Genomic DNA, 18,623 nt, shown 5'->3' on the forward strand with positions numbered 1-18,623 from the left:
GACCGCCTGCGCACGCGTGGCGTGCCCGGTGTCCACTTGGTGGCCGGCGCCGAGAACGCCGGTGCCGTCGCGTTCTATCCGCGGGTCGGATTCACGGCGCTGGCCGCACACCCGGCGGACGAGAACGACCGGCCCTTCGGCATGCGGCTGCCGCCGCGGCATCCGACGTCCGCAGACGGTCCTGCGGCGAGCTGACTCGGCGGGGGCACGACCGTCCAGGTCGCGCACCCGCGGCGGGCCGACTCAGCGGGGCACGACCTCGCCCAGATCGCGCACCCGGCGGCGCTCGTGCAGTGCGGGGATGCCGGTGTCGCCCACGATCCGGTCGTCCTCCTTCGCCGCGCCGTCCTCGCGCCAACCGTGGCGCTCGTAGAAGGATGCCGCCCGCTCGTTGCCGTCCAGGACCCACAGCGACGCGGTGTGGAACCCGGACGCGCGCAGCGCGGCCTCGGCCGCCATCATCAGCGCGTGCCCGACCCCGGTCGACCAGTTCTCGGGCAGTGCATACAGGGCGTACAGCTCCCCACGGCCCGCAGCATCCTCGTCCCGGCACAGGCCGGTCGCCGCCCACCCCACCGGATATCCGTCGCGCTCGGCCAGCAGGCTCGCCGAACGCGGGTCGGCGTTGTGCCGGTCCCAGTGCAGGGCGCGCAGGTGCGCCTCGCGGTCGACGTCGAGCCGGTCCAGCAGGGCGTCGGCGATCAGCCCGTGGTAGGCCACCCGCCACGACGCCACCCGGATCGTGGCGATGGCACGGGCATCGGCCTCTGTCGCCCGCCGCACCGTCAGCACCATGTCGGCATCCTTCCCGCCGCCCGCATCATGGAAGACGACGGTACCCGATGCCCGCAGGGAGGGTAGCCTCGAAGACGGAGGACGAGATGGGCAGGATCACCGCGCGGAAGCGGGTCGTGCGGGTCCGCGTGGACGCGGATCGCGACGAAGAGGCGACCTCGGCGCGCGCCGATGTGCTGGCGGTCGAGGAGCCGCTGGAGATCCGCATCGGCGGCGAACCGCTGACGGTCACCATGCGCACCCCCGGACACGACGTCGAGCTGGCCGCCGGCTACCTGGTCGCCGAGGGCGTGATCACCCGTGAGGGGCAGTTCGCCTCGGCCATCCACTGCGGCGGCCCGGGGGCCCCGGGACGGATCATCGAGACCGGGCGGCTGTCGCTGACGCCGACGAGCGTCGAAGGCAACACCTACAACGTGCTGGATGTCACGCTCGCGCCGGGCACGCCGCTGCCCGAGACCCTGACCTCGCGTCGGACCTACACCTCCAGCGCCTGCGGCGTGTGCGGCGCGGCCTCGATCGACCAGGTCGCGCGCACCTCCGCGTTCGACGTCTCCGCCGATCCGGTGCCGGTGGATGCCGTGCGGGTGGCGGGCTTCCCCGAGCAGCTGCGCGCCCACCAGGACGTTTTCGACAAGACCGGCGGGCTGCACGCCGCCGGGCTGTTCGACGCGGTCACCGGCGAGATGCTGGTGGTCCGCGAGGATGTCGGACGACACAACGCCGTGGACAAGGTCATCGGATGGGCCGCGCTGGCCGGGCGCCTGCCGCTGACCGGCACGGTGCTGCAGGTGTCGGGGCGGGCGAGCTTCGAACTCGTGCAGAAGGCCGCCATGGCCGGCATCCCCATCCTGGCCGCGGTCTCGGCGCCCTCCTCGCTCGCGGTCGAGCTGGCCGAGACATCCGGTCTCACCCTCATCGGTTTCGTGCGGGGATCGACGATGAACGTCTACGCCCGCCCGGACCGGGTGCGCGTCGGGGTCGCCGCGCCGGTCTGACGCGCCGGGCGCCTTCGGCACCGCGATCAGGCCATCGTCAGCTGCACGTGGCACTGCACGGGGTCGCACGTCGGCAGCAGGCCCTCGACCTCGAGCGGTCCGCCGGCCTCGGTGAGCACGCCCTGCATGATGCCGATGTGCACCGCGCACAGCACGCCGCGATGCGCGGCCTGCGCCCGGGCGTGCTCGCAGGGGGTGAGGTCGACGGTGAGGGCGTCCTGATCGACGGTCGGCTCGAAGCCCGCGTCCTGCAGGTCTTCGACGAGGGCGTCGAGCTGATGCTGGGCGGCCTCGGGGAGGCCGGTCTCGGTCCACGGCATCACGCGGCGCATCAGATCGCCGCGCTCGGCGGCCTCGCGCACCCGACGCCGTGCGACCGGGCTGGAGGGGGCATCCGGTCCCGTCGCCGCGGTGTAGAGCATGCGCGGGCGTCCGCGGGTGGTCCGGTGCTCGGCCTCGGGCACGACGTATCCCGATTCGATCAGCCGGTGCAGATGTTCGCGCACGGTATTCGCGTGCAGGCCGGTCGCCTCGGTCAGATCGACGATCGTGCGGGACGGCCGTTCCTGCAGCAGGTGCAGGATCTGCACCCGGGAGTAGCTCGAGATCGCGCTGTACGCGGGGGCCATGAGCCCATTATCACTGCATCGCGGGGACAGAACGCCCAACCCGGCCCGACCCGCGCGGCGAGAGCGGGAATACTGGTCGGAGGGAACCCTCGCACGGGGGTTCCCGCACGAGATCGGGGTGGCGGCTCCACCGGACGGCGGGGCGATCACCGGGACGAGAGGGAGCACCGATGTCCGAGAGCAAGGCTCTGACCGCGAACAGCACGATCGGCGAGTGGCTGGACAGCCCCGTCGGCGGTGAGCTCGTGCGGGGCTGCTCGCGCAGTCCGGCGCCGCCGAAGAGACCCTGGCGCCGATCAGGGGGCTGCCGCTGGCAAGCTGGTGGCGCTGAGCCAGGGCAGGCTGCCCAGTCGGTCGTGGACGATCTGGTGCTCAAGGCCAACGGCGGGGTGATGCCGGAAGAGCAGGAGAGCACCGGCTGGGCCGAGCAGGTCACGGCGGGCCGGTTCGCCGGGCGCACGCTGGTGGTCACCGGTGCGGCCTCCGGGATCGGCCGGGCCACGGCATCCCGGATCGCGCGCGAGGGCGGGCGTGTCGTGGCCGTCGACGTGTCGGCCGAGCGGCTGGCCGAGTTCGCCGCATCGCTGCCGGAGGCGCAGATCGTCACCGTGACCGGGGACATCACGAAGCAGGAGGCGGTGGACGCGATCGTGGCGGCCGCCGGGGAGCGCATCGACGGGCTCGCGAACGTGGCCGGCATCAACGACGACTTCTCGCCGCTGCACGAGACCAGCGACGCGATGTGGGACCGGGTGCTCGCGGTGAACCTCACCGGTGCGTTCAAGCTCACCCGTGCCGTGCTGCCCGCCATGATCGCGGCCGGCCGCGGCGCGGTGGTCAACGTGGCGTCCGAGGCCGGACTGCGCGGAAACGCGTCCGGGAACGCCTACACCGTGTCCAAGCACGCCGTGGTCGGGATGACCAAGTCGGCCGCGTTCATGTACGGCCCGCAGGGCATCCGGGTCAACGCCGTCGCTCCGGGTGGAGTGGCCACCGGCATCCCGTTCCCGCCGAACGTGTCCCCGAGCGGTTCGGCGCGACTGCAGCCGTTCCAGGCGCAGATCCCCACGGTGGCCACCGCGGAGCAGCTGGCAGCGTCCATCACGTTCCTGCTGTCGGATGACGGCGTGAACATCAACGGCGCGATCCTGGCCTCGGACGGCGGCTGGTCGGTGCAGTAGCGGCGTCGGTCGGGCGTCCTCGGTCAGAACAGGAACAGCTGGCCAAGGACGACGATCGCGATGACGAAGACGGCGACGATCGCGCAGATCACGCCGATCGTCTTCACCGACAGGCGCGCGATGCCGAACCCCACCAGGAACGGCAGCGCCGCCAGCAGCAGCGCGACCACCCACCAGAACGTCGAGAAGCCGGCCGCCGAGGTCTGACCGAGGCGACCGTCGAACAGCGTGCGGGCCAGCGGATGGGTGGCGAAGGCCACCGCCCCCGACAGCGGAGCGGCGATGAGGGCCGCCACGATCAGCCCGATCAGGGCGCCCCACAGTCCGGACCGCTCGCCGAGGACCGGATGATCGTCGGTGGTCTTGTTCGTCGTCGCCATGGCACGAGTGTACGGGGGCGCGGGCCGCCCACCCCGCACGTGGCGCCGGCGACCCCGGCATGGTGGGATGGATGTCGATGACACCTGCAGACCCGCTGCCGGGCGCATTCGCCCTGGCCGCCGACATCCGTGACGGGCGGACCACCGCGGCGGCCGTGATCGACGCGCACCTGGCGCGCATCGCGGCGCGCAACCCCGAGCTGAACGCCCTGCCGGTGGTGTTCGCCGACTGCGCCCGCCGGGCCGCCGACGGCGTGGATCGGACGATCGCCGCCGGCGGCGACCCCGGTCCGCTGGGCGGCGTGCCGATCTCGATCAAGGAGAACATCGACCTCACCTGGTCGGCCACCACCGAGGGATGGCGCGGCCTCGCCGACGCGGTCCCGGCCCGCGACGCGACGGTGGTGGCGCGGATGCGCACCGCCGGGGCGATCCCGATCGGCCGGGGCAACATGTCGGACTTCGGCATGCGCTGGGACACCGACAACGACCTGTTCGGTCGCACGTACAACCCCCGGGATCGCGGCCGGACGACGTTCGGCTCCAGCGGTGGCGACGCCGTGGCGGTGGCCACCGGGATGAGCGCGATCGGGCTCGGCAACGACTTCGGCGGCTCGATCCGCCTGCCGGCCGCCGCGCTCGGCGTGTGCGGGCTGCGTCCGTCCGCCGGGCGGGTGCCGCGTGCGCGGGTGGAGGACCGCCCGGTCGCGCTCACGCTCGAGCGGTTCGCGGTGAACGGCCTGCTGGCGCGCAGCGTCGCCGAGCTGGAAGGCGCCCTGGCGCTGGTGGCCGGGTGGGACCTCGACGATCCGGTCTCCCAGGAGCTGCCGTCCCTGCGCACGTACGACGGCCCGCGGACGGTGGCCGTCACCCGCGATCCGGCGGGGCGCGGCATCCACCCGGATGCCGGCGCCGGCGTCGATCGCGCCGCGGACGCCCTGCGGACCGCCGGGTGGGATGTCGTCGCGGCAGAGCCGCCGTTCATCGAGGAGGCCGCAGAGCTGTGGCGTCGGCTGGCCTGCACCGACATGCTGTGGAGTCTGGATCCCGCGCGCCTGTCCGCGCCGCTCGGCCGGGCGGCGACGCGGTTCCTGCGCGACAGCACGGCGGCCGCCCGGCCGTACGAGACGGCCGCCGAGTATGCGCAGGCCTGGGCGCGGCGCGCCGTGATCGAGGCGGCGTGGCGCCGGTTCCAGGCCGAGTTCCCCGTCGTGCTCGGTCCGGTGTTCGCCGACCGGGTGCCGGCGCCCGAGTTCGACCTGGGCGGTCCCGAGCCCGCCGACCAGGCACTGCGCGATCTGCGGCTGGTGGTCGCCGTGAACTTCCTCGGCCTGCCGGCAGTGGCCGTGCCGACCGGGTATGGCGGCGACGGGATGCCGACGGCCGTGCAGCTGATCGGACCCGCGCACGGCGACATGGCAGCGCTCGCGGCGGCCGCGGCGGTCGAGGCCGCGCTCGGACCGCTGCCGCCGGCGTGACCGGGGCGATCGCGGCGCCGGCGTGACCGGGGCGATCGCTGCGCCGCGCAGGCGGCATGACCGCGTCGTCGCCGGCACTCCACGTCGCCGGCGGCAGTCGCGCGTCGTCGGCGGCGGTGGCGTGGCTGTGTCGGCGATCGACGCGCACGGCGGTGCGTTCCCGATGGCCTACGCCACCCTCGTCCTCCTCGCACGCCGCGCAGGTTGATGCCGCGGGCGCCGCGTGCAGAACTCCGGAGAAATATGGCGGATGCCGCCTCCTGAGCGGCTCATCGGCCGCTGCGGCGCCGATTCTCCGGAGTTCTGCACGTTCGGGCGGCATCCCCTCATGCCTACGGCAGGTAGTACGTCGGGTTCGGCAGCTTCACCGTCCGGTCGGCGTGCCCGCCGATGAGGTCGCTGAACTGGTCGCCGAAGTTCGCCACGATCCGGTAGTCGCCGCCCGCCGGCGTCTCGATGTGCGCGCGCGTCTGCGACTTGTACTCGATCGTCGTGCACTTCGCCGTCGCGCAGGTGATGTACGACGGCTGTGCGCCGGTCGCCCACTTCGTGTAGTAGTTCGCCGCGGTGAACCCCGTGTAGTACTTGTCGAGGTTGCCGACGGTGGCCGCCTTCTGGTCGGCGCTGCGCCCGGTCAGGCCGATGAGCGTGCAGCCGGCGCGCTGCAGCAGCGTTGTGGCGCTGACCATGCTGGGTGTGGCCGGGAATCGCTCGGGCTTGCACCCAATCGCTGTTCTGCACCACCGGGTCGAACACGAAGTGCATGTCGTTGACCTCCATGTCGTAGGTCCACAGCGTCGTGTCGTCGGCGTCGAGCACGATCGCCGGGTTCTGGTGGTGCCGCTTCTGCACGGCGCACTGCGCGGCGATCGCGGGCAGCTGGCGGCGCGCAGCGTGCGCATCTCGCTGATGTACGGCGAGTGCTCCTTGTTCGAGATGCCGTCACCGGTGTCGCCGTAGTAGGCGGCGATGGTCTTCTTGACCACATCGATGTTCGGGATGCCCTCGCCGCCCTGGGCGAGTCCGCTGGAGCCGTCCGCCTTCATGGTGAAGTGGCTGCGCAAGCGCCAGCCGCGGCTCGTGCACGCCGGGCAGATCGGCCGACGGGAGGTAGTAGGTCGGGTTGGGCAGCTTCTGGGTGTGGTCGGCGTAGCCGCCCTGCAGGTCGGACCACTGATCGCCGACGTTCAGCACCACGTCGTAGCCGAGGTCCTGCTCCAGGTGCCTGCGCGTGCCGGCCTTGAACTCGACGGTGGTGCACGACGAGGTGGCGCAGCTGATGTACGACGGCTGGGCGCCGGTCGGCCACTTCGTGTAGTAGTTCGCGGCGGTGAATCCCGGGTATCCGACATCCGTCACGTTCTCGATGGATGCCGCCTTCTGGGCGTCGCTGCGCCCGGTGATGCCGATCACCGCGAAGCCCAGCCGCTGCGCGGTCGTGACGAGATCGACCATGCCGGGGGTGGCGGTGAACTTCTTGCCCTCGACCCAGACGTCCTGCTCGGCCGGGTCGAACACGAAGTGCATGTCGCCGACCTCCATGTCGTAGGTGAACAGCATGGTGTCGTCGGTGTCGACGACGATCGCGGGGGTCTTGTGGCTGTGCCGGGCCGCGCGCAGGTAATGGGCAGCTGCGCCTTCAGCTTCGCCACGATGCGCTGCATCTCGCTGATGTAGGGCGAGTGGCCCTTGTCGGCGATGCCGGTGCCGGGATCGCCGTAGTACGCGGCGATGGTCTTCTTCACGATGTCGATGTTGGGGATGCCTTCGCCGCCCTGGGTGCGGCCGCTGGATCCGTCCGCGACCATCGTGAAGTGCGTGCGCGGCGCGAGCGTCTGTGCATGGGAGTGACCGGGCGTCGGGGAATGACCCGGCGAGTATGCCTGCGCCGTGGTCGCGCCGGCCACTGAGAGGGCCAGGGTGAGTGCGGCGGTGAGGGAGACGGCTGCCAGACGGCGTGCGCGAAGCATCGATGACTCGCTTTCGGTCGGGGGTGGCGGATCAGCCGTGGGTCACACTAGACCCGCCGGCGCCCGCGCGGAAGACCCCTCCCGTTCAGCCGCGGGAGTGGACCGTGACCACGTACCCGTCCGGGTCGCGGAACGAGAACTGCAGGCCGAACGGGCCCTCGGTCGGCTCCTGCACGATCGGGACGGACTGCTGGACCAGGCGGTCATGCAGGCCCGCGGCATCCTCGTTGTGGAACCAGATGCCGATGCCCGCTCCGAGCGTGCCGATCGCGTCGAGGTCCACACCGGGGAACGGATCGCGCACCGCGAACGCCACACCGCCGGCGGAGAAGACCACCGCGGCCGGGTTGGGCGCGGGCAGTCGGGTCAGCCCGACCGTCTCTTCGTAGAAGCGGGCGGATGCCGCACGGTCGCGCACCTGGAACGACACGAAGTCGGGTCCGGTGGTGGGCGTCGTCGTGGTGGTCATGGGATGCTCCTGTCTTCCGTGGAGTGGATGGTTGATGTCAACATCCTGACACTCGTCGCGGCGTATGTCAAACTGTTGACATGAGGAACGACGAGCGCACGCCCGCGGAGCACCTGGGCGTGCTGATCAAGCAGACGCAGGCGGTCTTGAATCAGCGCATGGACGATGTGCTGCGTCCACTCGGTCTGGGGGTGTCGCAGTATGCGTGCCTGCAGGCGCTGCAGGACGAGCCGGGCATCAGCTCGTCCGAGCTCGCACGCCGTGCGTTCGTCTCGCGGCAGTCGATGAACGTGCTGCTGCAGGGTCTGGACAGGCGAGGCCTGGTGGAGCGCGCGGAGGATCCCGGGCCCCGCCGGGAGCGCGCGGTGGTGCTCACGCGCGAGGGCGTCGCGCTCGTTCCGCGGGCGCGCGCCGCGGTGGCCGAGGTGGTCGGGGCGATGACGGACGGCCTCGCGGCGGCTGAGCTCACCCGCCTGCAGAAGCGCTGCGTGCGTGCCGCGACGCGCTGTCGTGATGCCGTGGCGTGAGGCGGGCCCCCGGCGTGCCGTGCCGCCCGCTGCGGCCTGCCGTGCCGGCCCCGACGGTCAGCCTCGTTGCGGCACCCCGTGCAGGCTCAGGCCGGCACCTTCGCGAACGCGCGCACGGTGAAGGTTCCCGTGCCTTCGAACTTCGGCGGCACCGCCGTGAACAGCGCGCCGCCGGCGGGAAGCTCGCCGAGGTTCGTCAGGTGCTCGACGATGTGGATGCCGTGGGCCAGGAACGTGCTGTGCGCCGGGCGTTCGCCGGCGGTGGCGGAGGAGGTGTCGTCGATGTTCTGCGCGTCGATCCCGACCAGCAGCACGCCCTGCGCGGCCAGGTGGGCGACGCCCTCGGGCGTGAGGTACGGCGCGTTCTCGCTGTACGCGGGAGTGTCGAAGTGCCGGTCCCATCCGGTGTGCAGGCAGCACCGCCTTGCCGCGCAAGCTCGCGGCCGTCGAAGACGTCGGCGGGGATGCCGCGCTCGGGCGACTCGGTCAGGTGGAACACCTCGGTGGGCAGGTCGACGAGCGTGGCCAGGTCGAGCGCCGCGAGGTCGGCGCCGCCTTCGTAGCGGTGCCAGGCGGTGTCGAGGTAGGTGCCGGTGTTGCCGGCGATCGTGAAGACGTCCATCGCGAAGTTCGTCCCCGGCGCATAGTGCCCCTCGCCGCGGCGCACGAGCGGTGTCAGCGACGGGGCCGGGATGCCGGGAAGTGTCACGATCCCTTCGCGCAGCGTGTGGCTGAGGTCGACGAGACGTGCACGGTCCGAGGCCATGGGCTCAGCCTAGGGTCTGCCGCGTCGCTCTCTGTCGTCGGCACCCGGCTGCGCGTCGGCGCCCTCAGGGGTACGAGAGATAGCCGGTTGCGGGGTCGATTCCGGCGAGGAAGTCACGGATCGCGGCGACGTGTCGCTCGCGGCTGAGCGGTCCGGGGCCGGAGAACACGCTGAAGCCGTAGCCCTCGTTGGGCCCGGAGATCCAGTCGTAGTGATTCGAACCGTCGTCATCGCGCCGGCGCACGGCGAATGTCTCGCCTTCGACGGTGAGGCTGCCGAGGTCCGTGTAGGTATGCGTGTCCGGCGATGCGGAAATGGGGGCGTAGACCCAACCCCCGTCCGCGGAGTCGCCGTCCTCGTCCATGCGGTCGACCCTATCGAGGGACCGGGGTCACTCCCGGTCCGCCCGCTCCTGGGTGGTCGGGACCCATCCGAGCGCCGGTGCCACGTACTTCGCGAACGACTCGACGATGCGCAGGTTGAACTCGACACCCAGCTGGCTGGGGATGGTGAGCATGAGCGTGTCGGCGGACTGGACCGCGGCATCCGCCTTCAGCTGTTCGACCAGCTCGTCGGGTTCTGCCGCGTACGTCTTGCCGAACGTCGACCGCATGCCGTCGATGTAGCCGACACCTTCGCCCTCGCGACTGTGTCCGAAGTACAGGTGGTCCTCGGCGGTGACCAGCGGGAACACCGAGCGGCTCACCGAGGTGCGCGGCTCGCCGGGGTGGCCCGCCTCGTGCCACGCGGCGCGGAACGCCTCGAGCTGCTGGGCTTGCAGCTGGTCGAACGGGATGCCGCGGTCCTCGGTCAGCAGGGTGGAGGACATCAGGTTCACCCCGGTGCGTCCGGCCCATTCCGCGGTGTCGCGGCTGCCGGCGCCCCACCAGATGCGCGAGCGCAGTCCGGGGGAGTGCGGCTCGATCCGCTGCATCCCGGCCCCGCCGCCGAACGGGCTGGAGGCGTCGCGTTCGGCGATCCCCTCGCCGTCGATGGCGCGCAGGAACGTCTCGAAATGGTCGCGGGCGATGTCGGCGCCGCGCGGGTCCGTCGATCCCGTGTAGCCGAATGCCTCGTAGCCGCGCACGACCGTCTCGGGTGACCCGCGGCTCACGCCCAGCGCCAGCCTTCCGTCGCTGATCAGGTCGACGGCGGCCGCCTCTTCGGCGAAGTGCAGCGGATTCTCGTAGCGCATGTCGATCACGCCGGTGCCGACCTCGATGCGCTCGGTGCGGGCGGCGATCGCGGCCAGCAGCGGCATGGGCGAGGACTGCTGCCGGGCGAAGTGGTGCACGCGGAAATAGGTGCCGTTCGCACCGAGCTCGTCCATGCCCTGGGCGAGGTCGATCGCCTGGTGCATCGAGTCGGCGGCGGTGAGCTGCCTGCCGCCGCCGAGCGGGCCGTAGTGGCCGAACGAGAGGGTTCCGAATCGCTGCATGATGCCTGCAACGGTACGCCGATGGGTTGTATTCCGATGAATAATTCTGGTCGATCGGTGGAGTTCCTGGCTGCGACGGCGACGCGCACTCAGAGCCGGCGCGGGTTCCGGGAGCGGTGGCGTTCGTCGACTTCTCGGATCCCTCGGGGACAAGCGGGGCCGATGCCGCTTCTGCTGCCTATGCGGTGCGCGTGCCCCGATGCCGGACCGCTCGGATGGCCGCGGCCGCGGTGCGCCAGCCGACCAGGGTGATCAGCAGGAACACGGCTGCGACGATGACGAACGCGAGGGCGATGCCCTGCCCGGTCAGGTAGCGCAGGCATCCCGATCGCCACGGTGATCAGCCACACCGGGATGCCGGTGCGCACGGGCGCGGTGGGTGCACGCCACGCCAGCGTCACGCCCCAGCCGATCACCAGCCCGAGCAGGAACGGCCACGCGGTCGTGAGGATGCCGATCGGCAGCACGTCCTCGCTGTGGCTCGCACGGCCGATGACGGCGAAGACGACGACCAGGACGATGTCGGCGACGAGCGACCAGGTGATCGAGCGAGCGGATGTCATGGGCTGTCCTCCGGGGTGGATGCTGGTGGCTGGTGGCTGGTGGCTGGTGGCTGGTGGCTGGTGGCTGGTGGCTGCGGGCCGGGTGCTGGGCGCGTGCCGCGTGCCGCGTGCTGGGCGCTGGGCGCTGGGCGGGTGCTGGCTGCCTGGGCGCTGGGCGGGTGCTGGCTGCTGGGCGTGGCGGAGCGGTGCGCGCTGCCATTCTCGCAGTCCCACCGGCTCGGCGCGCCGCCCGGTGGCGTGGAGTGCTTCAGACTGGCAGGGTGACGGACCTCTCTTCGGCGCAGTGGATCGAGACGCGGGAGGACGCCGTCACGCTGGCGCAGTGGATCATGTCCATGCGCGATCGTCCGCTGGTCGTGCTGTCGACCGATCCCGCCACGGACGAGCTGGCCGTGGACGTCGAGGACGTGCGCAGCGGCGTGGGAGACCTGGCCGACGTCGTCGTGATCCGCACCGGCCGGGCGACGTGGGCCCTCGATCAGCATCTGCCCGATCGGACCCAGGTGTACGGCGGCGCCGGGCGATCGTATCCGGTGGACTTCGGATCCGATCCGGACTGGTCGCGCGCGCCGCTGCGCTTTCCTGGTCCTCGCGCCGTCGGGCTGCTGGTGGGCGACGCGATCGCGCAGGCGAGCCGCGGTGGGGTCTTCCAGCGGCGTGCGGCCGACGATCAGATCCCCGCGTCGGGCCGGGTGCGGGGCTTCGTCGAGTCTCGGGCGATCGTCGACGTGGACGGCCACCGGATGGCGACGATCTCGGACGAGCTGCTGTACCCGCTGTATCCGCTGGAGTGGATGCTGTCGGTCGGTCAGCAGGTGACCGGGGTGCTCGATGTCGCGTCGCGGCGGCTGCCTGCCCGCATCGGGCGCCATCGACCGCCGAGTTGATGGACGCGTTCCCGCATCGTGGGGTGACCCTCGCCCTGGTGGCGCGTGTGGCGGGGGATCAGGCCACGGTGCTCCTCCATCCGGATGCCGCGTTCCGGCTTGCGCCGCGAGGATGTCTCGGTGAACCCGCTGGACACCCTTGATCTGCTGCTCGCCGAGGGGGATGTCGTGCTGGTGCGCGTGCTGCATCTGTCCGACGGGTCGATCCACCTGACGATGCTCGACGTGGACGACGACGATGAGGTCGTGCCGGCACTCGCGCTGGTCGACGGCGGGCCGCCGTGGCTGGTGGAGGGACGGGCGCTCCTGCACGACGACCTCGGTGCGGAGTCCGACGCAGTCCCGGTGAGCGCACCGCACGCCCGCTCGGCTCCGCGGCCGGAGGTCGTGCCGGCTGCGGAGCCGGATGCTGTCGGGGAGCAGGCTGGGGAGGGGTTCGGCGCTGAGGTGCCCGACGTCGGCGCGCTGAGTGCCGAGAACGATGTCGGTGCGGCGGGTGCCGAGGCACATGCGGGCGCCGTGCCTGCCGAGGCCGATGTCGGCGTCGCGGGGGTCGAGGAGGTCGACGTCGGCGCGCGGGCCGCCGAGTCTGATGCGGACGCGGCGGACGAGGCGCGGCATCCGCTTCCCGGGCCGGGAATGCATCTCGCGCCGCCGGTGGCCGATGGCGGAGATGCCGACTCCACGACGGCGACGGCGGGTCGGGGTGAGGGTCCGGGTGGAGCTCCGGACGGAACTCCGGACGCGCGAAAGACCAGCGCCGCCGGGTCGCGTGCCGCACTGCGTTCGACTCAGCTCGCCCTGCATGCGGCTCGCGCCGAGATCGCTCGCCTCGAGAGGAGCTCGCCCGGACCGGCATCGACGACTCGACGATGGAGCGGCTGCGTGCCGAGGTGCGCGGCGTGCGGGCGCAGTTGAGCCAGGAGCGCGCCGAACGCGGGGAGCTCGAGCGGAAGCTGCGCGAACTGCGGGAGCAGCGGCGCGGCAGCACGCAGGCGCTGCGTGAGGCCCGGAAGGTGGCACAGCGGGATCCCGCGGTCCGCGAGTCGCGCGAGGACCGTCGCGCCCGGTGGCTGAGCGGGGACGAATGGGTCCGGCACGAGATCTACCTGGCGTGGGTGGAGCGGGTGAGCGCATCGGATCGGGAGGGCTGGCCGCTGGCGGACTACGCGGTCGGCGACCGATTCGCGGCGTCGCTCGAGCAGTTGGACGATCAGCAGTTCGCCAAGGCGCTGCGCGCGTGCGTGGATGCGATCACCGGCCGGATCCGCGAGGTCGCCTCGCGCGAGGCGCACCCGCTGCGGGCCGGCGACGGCGGAGACGATCCTGATGTCGTCCGCCCGGCCGATGGTGCGAAGTGCTGGCGTGCCTACATCGAGCAGAACACTCCGGCTGCGCGCCGGCTGCATTATTGGGTGCTTCCAGGTGGCGGAATCGAGCTCGGCCGGATCGTGGTGCACGACGACACCGAGCCGTGACGCCGGGGCCGACGCCGCGCTGAATTTGTCGGCGCCGACGGCTTCAGGCGACGCTGACGGTTTCAGGCGGCGCTGACGGTCTCAGGCGACGCTGACGGTTTCAGAGGACGCCGATCGGCACGCGCTCCGGCACGCGGTCCGGCACGCGGTCCGGCACGTGCTGTGGCACATGCACCGGTGCGCGGTCCGTCATCCGTTCCGGCATGGCCGGCGGTCTGCGCCACGAAGCCCGATCCGGAGGCGGGTCGAACAACCACTTCCACCCCGCGTTCGAAGCCAGCGCGATCGGCGGCGCGCCGCCGGGCGGATGAAGCAGGAAGACGCCGGGGCCCTCACGCGTGATCCGCCATCCGTTGTGATGCAGGTTCATATGGTGGAACCTGCACAGCAGGATGCCGCGGCCGATGTCGGTGCGGCCATCCTCGGACCAGAGATCGATGTGATGCGCTTCGCAATAGGATGCCGGTCGGTCGCACCCCGGCCACAGGCATCCGCCGTCTCGAATCGCGAGGGCGATGCGCTGCGCGGGGGTGAACTGGCGCTGCTCGCGCCCGACGTCCAGCGGATTGCCGCACGAATCGACGGTGACGCGGATCGTCCCCGTCGTGCACGCGTTCCGTTCGATGATCGCGGACGGGATCGTGTCGCCGCCGTCTTCGAGGTGGCCCGTGCGCAGCATCCGTCCGAACGCATCGCGGGGGCCGTCCTGCTCCTGGACGAAGACCATGCGCACCCCGGGCTGTCGCGCGCCGAACACATCCTTCGCGTCCGCGAGCGCGCCCGCGCGCAGGACGTCCATCAGGAGGTCGTAGGCCAGCTGGTCGTTGGTCCGGGGGTCGCGCGCCAGGGCCTCGGCGGCGTCGGCTTCGTCCGGATCGACGAACCGCGGCCCACCGCGGCGCGGGCGCAGCGCAGCGCCGGAGATGGTGCGCACCCAGGCGGCCATCTCGTCGTCGAAGGTGATGTGTCCGTGGTGCTGGCCCTCGGCATCCGTCCACGTCCGGAACGCGCGCTTGCGATAGCGGGCGAGGAATCGTTCTTCGGCTCCGGCGGGATCGAGGCTGTCGCGCACCTGCCGGGCGCGGCGGACGAGCTCTTCGACCGGCAGTGCTGTCGATTCGCGCATGAGCTGCTCGGCGGCGATCGCCCACACCTCGGCCATCGTCGCGGATGGGCCCTCTTCATCGGCGGCGACCCGGGGCGCGCCCAGGCCGCGCAGGATCGCATCGTGCGCGGCGGTGTTGATCCGTCCGCGCAGCATCGCCTTCCGCAGCCCGTCGTGCCAGGGTCGGCCCGGAGACCAGGCGCCGTCCTCGGAGGCGTCGTCCCCGTTGTCTCCCGGATCACTTCCGCCCGCCGCGGTTCGATCGGCCGGTGCCGCAGTGACGTCCGTCGCGCCCCGTTCCGGTCCGCCCGGCCCGCTCGGCTCCGGCTCGCCTGATCCGCCCGGCCCGCTCGGCTCCGGCCCACCCGGCACCCTCTCACCCGCTTCCGGATCGTTCGGCGTCGCGCCGGCATCGGCCTCCAGCAGGGAGTCGCCGAGGCGCACCACGCGGACGGCATCGGCCCGCGTGCCTCCGGTGATCGACTGGATGTAATCCGCGGCGTTGCGCGACCCCTTGCTCGCGGCGAACCCGCCGTGCCCGCGTTCGCGCGCAGACAGCTCCACGATCACGGCGGCCGCGACAGCGACCAGCCGTTCCGCGGCATCCCGGATCGCCGTCGCCTCGTCGATCACCTGGCTCGCTCCGTCGCCCCCGAGCATGCGCATCGCAGCGAGCGTCTCGGTGCTCTCGCAGGCGAGCTCGGAGTGCGCGGACAGGGCCGCGACGCTCCGTTCCAGCTCGCCCAAAATGCTCATAGTTCATTGTGACACGCACCGTGGACACTAGAAGAGAACATCGAAAATCTGTGGAGAACCGGTCCGATTCGCAGCGGATCCGCCGGCTGGGGAGGAAACGCCGTGCCGTGGCGGCCGCCGACTGCCGTGCCATAGTCGGTTCTCGTGCACCCCTGCCCACCGCACTCGCCCGAGCACACCCCGCAGCACGCCACCGCCCTCGTCACCGGGGCGGGTGGCGGTGTCGGTCGGGAGATCACCCGTGCGCTGGCCTTCCGTGGCGTGCGAGTGCTGATGCCCGTGCGCAATCGGCCCAAGGCCGAGCAGGCCGTCGCGGCGATCAAGGCCGAGCAGCAGGCTGCCGCGATCAAGGCCGAGCAGCAGGCTGCCGCGATCAAGGCCGAGCAGCAGGCTGCCGCGATCAAGGCCGAGCAGGCCGTCGCCGCCATCCGCGCCGAGCAGCGGGCAGCCACCGGAGCGACCGGCACCGCCGAGCCGGTACTCCTCGACCTCGATCTCGCCCGGCTGGGCACCGTCGACGCGCTCGCCGCGCACCTGCGTGCGAATGAGCCACGGATCGACGTCGCAGTGCTGAACGCCGGAACGGTCCTGCTCGGCGATCGCGAGCGCCACCTCACCGAGGACGGCCACGAACTGCACCTGCAGACGAATCTGCTCGGGCACGTCGCGCTGATCCGCGGCATCCTGCCCCTGCTGCGCGCCTCGCGCACGCGCGTGGTGGTCCAGCTGAGTCTTGCCGCCGGCCTGTCCCGCATCGACTGGTCTGACCCGCAGACCACCCGCCGCTACCGCGCTCTGCGCGCGTACGGCCGCTCCAAGCTCGCCCTCGCCCTCTTCGCGACCGCGCTGGCGGCCCGCGAGCCGGACCTGACCGTCGCGCTGTGCCACCCGGGCATCGCGCCCGGCACCGGGATCGCCCCGATCGTGCGCGACCGACTGCCGCCGCGCCTGGTCGAGTTCGCGGTCCGCCGGCTCGGGAATCCGCCCGAACGCGCCGCCCGGGCTTGCGCTGATGGCGATGGATGCCGCGTCCTCCACACCGCCGGTCTACGTCGGTCCGCGCGGGTTCCTCCAGCTCGCGGGGGAGCCGCGGCGCCTGCGCCCGCGCCGCCGGCTGATCGATCCCGTGGAGGCCGAGCGGATGTGGCGGTGGACCGAGCGGCTGCCTCGAACACGGCTGACGTGGCCGACGACCCACCGCCCCGAACGACGCTGCCCCGACCACTCCACGCATCCACCGGCCCACGACACCACCCCACAACACCACCCCACGACGCCGCTCCACGACGCCGGCCCACGACCCACCACCCGTACGCTGGTGCCCATGCCCGCAGCCTCCGCCCCGATCTCCGACCCCAGCTTCGACCGAGCCTCCGACGTCAGCTCCGCCCCGACCTCCGACCCCAGCTTCGACCGAGCCTCCGACGTCAGCTCCGCCTCGACCTCCGCCCCGACCTCCGCCCCGATCTCCGACCGAGCCTCCGACCGAGTCGCCGACGCGCCCTCCCGCCCCCTGCCGGACGGCGCCGTTCTGCGCCCCGCACGTCCGGGCGACGAACCCGGCATCCTCGCCGGCATCCAGGCCCTCGCCGTCTACGAGCGCGAGCCGGACGCGGTGCAGAACACGGCCGGGATGCTCGCCGAGACGCTGTTCGGCGCCGACCCGCACGCCTACGCGCACGTGGTCAAGCGTGACGGCGAGATCATCGGCATCGCGCTGTGGTTCCTCACCTACTCCACCTGGACCGGGCGGCACGGCATCTGGCTGGAGGACCTGTTCGTGCACGAGTCCGAGCGCGGTCGCGGCTACGGCACGGCGCTGATCGCCGCCCTGGCCGACCTGTGCGTGCGACGCGGATATTCGCGCCTGGAGTGGACCGTGCTCGACTGGAACGAACCGTCGATCGCGTTCTACCGGGCGCTGGGCGCCGAGCCGATGGACGAGTGGACCACTCAGCGCCTGTCCGGCACCGGACTGGATGCCGCAGCCGCCCTCGCTCGATAATCGGGCATCGTCATCCCTACCGGACGTCGGCGCCCGCCGCTACGGTCGATGACGTGGTTCATGAGCTGACCCGAGACCAGGCACGCCGGATCGCCGTGCGCGCGCAGCTGCTGGACGCCGACCGCCCCGGCGACGTCGTCGAGGTGGCCGAGCAGCTCGGTGCCATCAAGATCGATCCCACCGCGGTGATCGCCCCGTGCGAGCAGACGACGCTGTGGACGCGGATCGGCTGGTCGTACGAGCCGGTGCAGCCTGCAGAAGGCGGTGGAGATCGACCGCCTCCTGTTCGAACTGGACGGCCGGTTCCAGCCGGTCAGCATGCTGCCCCTGATGCTCCCCGGGATGCGGCGGTGGCCGCGCCACGAGAGCACCCGGCAATGGCTCGAGGCCAACGATGCGTTCCGCAGGGACGTGATCGCGCGGCTGCGCGCCGAAGGGCCGCTGCTGGCCGAGCAGATCCCCGACACCGCGGCGGTGGCCCGGGACTCCGCCGACGGCTGGTACGGCCCGAACCAGGTGCCGCGGATGCTCGAGGCGCTGGCCCGGCAGGGCGTGGTCGCCGTGACCGCGCGCAGCGCCGGCAGGCGCCGGGTGTGGGATGTCGCGGAGCGAGTCTTCCCGGCGGGCATGCCCGAGTACTCGGACGAGGAGGCCGAGCGGATGCTGGCCGAGCGCCGCCTGCAGGCCGCCGGCATCGCGAAGCAGAACTCGCCGTGGACCTGCGTCAGAGACGCCGGAGAGCCGGCCCGCGTCGAGGGCTCGAAGTGGAAGTGGCGGGTCGACCCCGAGGCCCTCGCCCGCGTCGACGACGAGGTCGACGGCCGCGTCGCGTTCCTGAACCCGTACGACGGGATGCTGATGGACCGCCCCCGAATCAGCGAGGTGTTCGAGTTCGACTACGTGCTCGAGCAGTTCAAGCCCAAGTCCCAGCGCAGATACGGCTACTTCGCGCACCCGATCCTGATGGGCGACCGGTTCGTGGGGATGCTCGACGCCGAGCTGGACCGCAAGAATGAGGTGCTCCGGGTCAACGCGATCCACGACTTCCTGCCGTTCGAACCGGAAGAGGACGACATGATCCGGGCCGAGATCGACGAGCTCGCGCGGTGGCTCGGAGTCGGACTCGTCGGCGAGCGCTGAGACGGCGCGCGGGTCGCGACGATGACATCGCCGCGACCCGCGTCGCCTCCTGCGCCGG

General features: G+C 71.9%; 23 protein-coding genes and 3 pseudogenes. 14 read left to right on the plus strand and 12 right to left on the minus strand.

Going from position 1 to position 18,623, the window contains the following annotated elements:
• Nucleotides 1–6 precede the first annotated feature (6 nt).
• Complete coding sequence (locus L2X98_RS22455) at nucleotides 7–195, plus strand: N-acetyltransferase (RefSeq protein ID WP_435526285.1); 189 nt, start codon at nucleotides 7–9, stop codon at nucleotides 193–195.
• A gap of 48 nt (nucleotides 196–243) precedes the next feature.
• On the opposite strand, the gene L2X98_RS15120 is transcribed toward L2X98_RS22455, so the two are convergent.
• Nucleotides 244–795, minus strand: a complete 552-nt coding sequence (locus L2X98_RS15120; protein ID WP_259611471.1) for a GNAT family N-acetyltransferase — start codon at nucleotides 793–795, stop codon at nucleotides 244–246.
• A gap of 86 nt (nucleotides 796–881) precedes the next feature.
• On the opposite strand from L2X98_RS15120, the gene fdhD reads away from it, so the two are divergent.
• Nucleotides 882–1,793: a formate dehydrogenase accessory sulfurtransferase FdhD gene (gene fdhD, locus L2X98_RS15125; protein WP_259611472.1), complete on the plus strand. Its 912-nt coding sequence runs from the start codon at nucleotides 882–884 to the stop codon at nucleotides 1,791–1,793.
• 26 nt (nucleotides 1,794–1,819) lie between these two features.
• Here fdhD and L2X98_RS15130 read toward each other — a convergent pair whose 3' ends face one another.
• Nucleotides 1,820–2,422, minus strand: coding sequence for an ArsR family transcriptional regulator (locus L2X98_RS15130; protein ID WP_259611473.1), 603 nt, complete (start codon nucleotides 2,420–2,422; stop codon nucleotides 1,820–1,822).
• 170 nt (nucleotides 2,423–2,592) lie between these two features.
• Here L2X98_RS15130 and L2X98_RS15135 point away from each other — a divergent pair.
• Nucleotides 2,593–3,603: pseudogene (locus L2X98_RS15135) on the plus strand (SDR family NAD(P)-dependent oxidoreductase).
• A gap of 23 nt (nucleotides 3,604–3,626) precedes the next feature.
• Here the strand turns inward: L2X98_RS15135 and L2X98_RS15140 are convergent.
• Nucleotides 3,627–3,983 carry a hypothetical protein gene (locus L2X98_RS15140; protein ID WP_259611475.1) on the minus strand — a complete coding sequence of 119 codons (357 nt, stop codon included), beginning with the start codon at nucleotides 3,981–3,983 and terminating at the stop codon, nucleotides 3,627–3,629.
• A gap of 77 nt (nucleotides 3,984–4,060) precedes the next feature.
• On the opposite strand from L2X98_RS15140, the gene L2X98_RS15145 reads away from it, so the two are divergent.
• Nucleotides 4,061–5,461, plus strand: a complete 1,401-nt coding sequence (locus L2X98_RS15145; RefSeq protein WP_259611476.1) for an amidase — start codon at nucleotides 4,061–4,063, stop codon at nucleotides 5,459–5,461.
• A gap of 332 nt (nucleotides 5,462–5,793) precedes the next feature.
• Here the strand turns inward: L2X98_RS15145 and L2X98_RS15150 are convergent, their stop codons facing one another.
• Nucleotides 5,794–6,150, minus strand: a complete 357-nt coding sequence (locus tag L2X98_RS15150; RefSeq protein ID WP_259611477.1) for an HAD family acid phosphatase — start codon at nucleotides 6,148–6,150, stop codon at nucleotides 5,794–5,796.
• On the opposite strand from L2X98_RS15150, the gene L2X98_RS15155 reads away from it, so the two are divergent.
• Nucleotides 6,137–6,421: a hypothetical protein gene (locus tag L2X98_RS15155; protein WP_259611478.1), complete on the plus strand. Its 285-nt coding sequence runs from the start codon at nucleotides 6,137–6,139 to the stop codon at nucleotides 6,419–6,421. The genes L2X98_RS15150 and L2X98_RS15155 overlap by 14 nt on opposite strands.
• Here the strand turns inward: L2X98_RS15155 and L2X98_RS15160 are convergent.
• Both L2X98_RS15160 and L2X98_RS15165 read right to left on the minus strand, forming a co-directional pair.
• Nucleotides 6,404–7,081 (minus strand): HAD family acid phosphatase, encoded by a 678-nt coding sequence (locus L2X98_RS15160; RefSeq protein ID WP_354003070.1) that lies wholly within the window; start codon nucleotides 7,079–7,081, stop codon nucleotides 6,404–6,406. The two genes, L2X98_RS15155 and L2X98_RS15160, sit on opposite strands and share 18 nt — an antisense overlap.
• A 435-nt stretch (nucleotides 7,082–7,516) precedes the next feature.
• Complete coding sequence (locus L2X98_RS15165; protein ID WP_259611479.1) at nucleotides 7,517–7,900, minus strand: VOC family protein; 384 nt, start codon at nucleotides 7,898–7,900, stop codon at nucleotides 7,517–7,519.
• A gap of 80 nt (nucleotides 7,901–7,980) precedes the next feature.
• Here L2X98_RS15165 and L2X98_RS15170 point away from each other — a divergent pair, with 80 nt between their 5' ends.
• Entirely contained in the window at nucleotides 7,981–8,427 is a 447-nt protein-coding gene (locus tag L2X98_RS15170) for a MarR family winged helix-turn-helix transcriptional regulator (protein ID WP_259611480.1), read from the plus strand.
• Between the two features lie 86 nt (nucleotides 8,428–8,513).
• Here L2X98_RS15170 and L2X98_RS15175 read toward each other — a convergent pair whose 3' ends face one another.
• The 5 genes and pseudogenes from L2X98_RS15175 to L2X98_RS15190 form a co-directional block, all read right to left on the minus strand.
• A complete protein-coding gene (locus L2X98_RS15175; protein WP_354003071.1) occupies nucleotides 8,514–8,999 on the minus strand; it encodes a cyclase family protein in 486 nt (161 codons plus the stop codon).
• Nucleotides 8,966–9,193, minus strand: a pseudogene (locus L2X98_RS21625) (cyclase family protein); the annotation flags it as partial. The pseudogene L2X98_RS21625 and the gene L2X98_RS15175, both read right to left, overlap by 34 nt.
• Before the next feature lie 64 nt (nucleotides 9,194–9,257).
• Nucleotides 9,258–9,557 (minus strand): hypothetical protein, encoded by a 300-nt coding sequence (locus tag L2X98_RS15180; protein ID WP_259611481.1) that lies wholly within the window; start codon nucleotides 9,555–9,557, stop codon nucleotides 9,258–9,260.
• A gap of 27 nt (nucleotides 9,558–9,584) precedes the next feature.
• A complete protein-coding gene (locus L2X98_RS15185) occupies nucleotides 9,585–10,631 on the minus strand; it encodes an LLM class flavin-dependent oxidoreductase (protein ID WP_259611482.1) in 1,047 nt (348 codons plus the stop codon).
• A gap of 89 nt (nucleotides 10,632–10,720) precedes the next feature.
• Nucleotides 10,721–11,194 carry a DUF3054 domain-containing protein gene (locus L2X98_RS15190; protein WP_435526210.1) on the minus strand — a complete coding sequence of 158 codons (474 nt, stop codon included), beginning with the start codon at nucleotides 11,192–11,194 and terminating at the stop codon, nucleotides 10,721–10,723.
• A gap of 93 nt (nucleotides 11,195–11,287) precedes the next feature.
• On the opposite strand from L2X98_RS15190, the gene L2X98_RS15195 reads away from it, so the two are divergent.
• The 5 genes from L2X98_RS15195 to L2X98_RS15215 are packed head-to-tail and all read left to right on the plus strand — an operon-like array spanning nucleotide 11,288 to nucleotide 13,559.
• Nucleotides 11,288–11,458, plus strand: a complete 171-nt coding sequence (locus tag L2X98_RS15195) for a hypothetical protein (protein ID WP_259611483.1) — start codon at nucleotides 11,288–11,290, stop codon at nucleotides 11,456–11,458.
• Nucleotides 11,455–12,081: a hypothetical protein gene (locus L2X98_RS15200; RefSeq protein ID WP_259611484.1), complete on the plus strand. Its 627-nt coding sequence runs from the start codon at nucleotides 11,455–11,457 to the stop codon at nucleotides 12,079–12,081. Before L2X98_RS15195 ends, L2X98_RS15200 begins: the two co-directional genes overlap by 4 nt.
• Complete coding sequence (locus tag L2X98_RS15205) at nucleotides 12,078–12,224, plus strand: hypothetical protein (protein ID WP_259611485.1); 147 nt, start codon at nucleotides 12,078–12,080, stop codon at nucleotides 12,222–12,224. The genes L2X98_RS15200 and L2X98_RS15205 overlap by 4 nt, the downstream gene beginning before the upstream one ends.
• Nucleotides 12,202–12,999: a hypothetical protein gene (locus tag L2X98_RS15210; protein WP_259611486.1), complete on the plus strand. Its 798-nt coding sequence runs from the start codon at nucleotides 12,202–12,204 to the stop codon at nucleotides 12,997–12,999. Before L2X98_RS15205 ends, L2X98_RS15210 begins: the two co-directional genes overlap by 23 nt.
• Complete coding sequence (locus L2X98_RS15215) at nucleotides 12,954–13,559, plus strand: hypothetical protein (protein ID WP_259611487.1); 606 nt, start codon at nucleotides 12,954–12,956, stop codon at nucleotides 13,557–13,559. The genes L2X98_RS15210 and L2X98_RS15215 overlap by 46 nt, the downstream gene beginning before the upstream one ends.
• Nucleotides 13,560–13,659: 100 nt before the next feature.
• Here L2X98_RS15215 and L2X98_RS15220 read toward each other — a convergent pair whose 3' ends face one another.
• Nucleotides 13,660–15,420 carry an HNH endonuclease signature motif containing protein gene (locus L2X98_RS15220; RefSeq protein WP_259611488.1) on the minus strand — a complete coding sequence of 587 codons (1,761 nt, stop codon included), beginning with the start codon at nucleotides 15,418–15,420 and terminating at the stop codon, nucleotides 13,660–13,662.
• A gap of 144 nt (nucleotides 15,421–15,564) precedes the next feature.
• Here L2X98_RS15220 and L2X98_RS21630 point away from each other — a divergent pair.
• From L2X98_RS21630 to L2X98_RS15235, 3 genes and pseudogenes are all read left to right on the plus strand, one after another.
• Nucleotides 15,565–16,260 (plus strand): annotated as a pseudogene (locus tag L2X98_RS21630) (SDR family NAD(P)-dependent oxidoreductase); the annotation flags it as partial.
• Nucleotides 16,261–16,933: 673 nt separating this feature from the next.
• Nucleotides 16,934–17,425: a GNAT family N-acetyltransferase gene (locus L2X98_RS15230; RefSeq protein ID WP_259613349.1), complete on the plus strand. Its 492-nt coding sequence runs from the start codon at nucleotides 16,934–16,936 to the stop codon at nucleotides 17,423–17,425.
• Nucleotides 17,426–17,689: 264 nt separating this feature from the next.
• A complete protein-coding gene (locus L2X98_RS15235) occupies nucleotides 17,690–18,565 on the plus strand; it encodes a DNA glycosylase AlkZ-like family protein (protein WP_259611490.1) in 876 nt (291 codons plus the stop codon).
• The last annotated feature ends 58 nt before the right edge of the window (nucleotides 18,566–18,623 follow it).

This window comes from Microbacterium elymi, assembly GCF_021582895.2.
Taxonomy (GTDB): Bacteria; Actinomycetota; Actinomycetes; order Actinomycetales; family Microbacteriaceae; genus Microbacterium; species Microbacterium humicola.

What these genes read in the sequence shown, in the direction of transcription:
- L2X98_RS15145 (WP_259611476.1), top strand. Translation starts at nt 4,061, where the DNA reads ATGACACCTGCAGACCCGCTGCCGGGCGCATTCGCCCTGGCCGCCGAC.
- L2X98_RS15130 (WP_259611473.1), bottom strand. Translation starts at nt 2,422, where the DNA reads ATGGCCCCCGCGTACAGCGCGATCTCGAGCTACTCCCGGGTGCAGATC.
- L2X98_RS15185 (WP_259611482.1), bottom strand. Translation starts at nt 10,631, where the DNA reads ATGCAGCGATTCGGAACCCTCTCGTTCGGCCACTACGGCCCGCTCGGC.
- L2X98_RS15220 (WP_259611488.1), bottom strand. Translation starts at nt 15,420, where the DNA reads ATGAGCATTTTGGGCGAGCTGGAACGGAGCGTCGCGGCCCTGTCCGCG.
- L2X98_RS15170 (WP_259611480.1), top strand. Translation starts at nt 7,981, where the DNA reads ATGAGGAACGACGAGCGCACGCCCGCGGAGCACCTGGGCGTGCTGATC.
- L2X98_RS15150 (WP_259611477.1), bottom strand. Translation starts at nt 6,150, where the DNA reads ATGGTCAGCGCCACAACGCTGCTGCAGCGCGCCGGCTGCACGCTCATC.
- L2X98_RS15120 (WP_259611471.1), bottom strand. Translation starts at nt 795, where the DNA reads ATGGTGCTGACGGTGCGGCGGGCGACAGAGGCCGATGCCCGTGCCATC.
- L2X98_RS15165 (WP_259611479.1), bottom strand. Translation starts at nt 7,900, where the DNA reads ATGACCACCACGACGACGCCCACCACCGGACCCGACTTCGTGTCGTTC.
- L2X98_RS15215 (WP_259611487.1), top strand. Translation starts at nt 12,954, where the DNA reads ATGGAGCGGCTGCGTGCCGAGGTGCGCGGCGTGCGGGCGCAGTTGAGC.
- L2X98_RS15180 (WP_259611481.1), bottom strand. Translation starts at nt 9,557, where the DNA reads ATGGACGAGGACGGCGACTCCGCGGACGGGGGTTGGGTCTACGCCCCC.
- fdhD (WP_259611472.1), top strand. Translation starts at nt 882, where the DNA reads ATGGGCAGGATCACCGCGCGGAAGCGGGTCGTGCGGGTCCGCGTGGAC.
- L2X98_RS15190 (WP_435526210.1), bottom strand. Translation starts at nt 11,194, where the DNA reads ATGACATCCGCTCGCTCGATCACCTGGTCGCTCGTCGCCGACATCGTC.
- L2X98_RS15140 (WP_259611475.1), bottom strand. Translation starts at nt 3,983, where the DNA reads ATGGCGACGACGAACAAGACCACCGACGATCATCCGGTCCTCGGCGAG.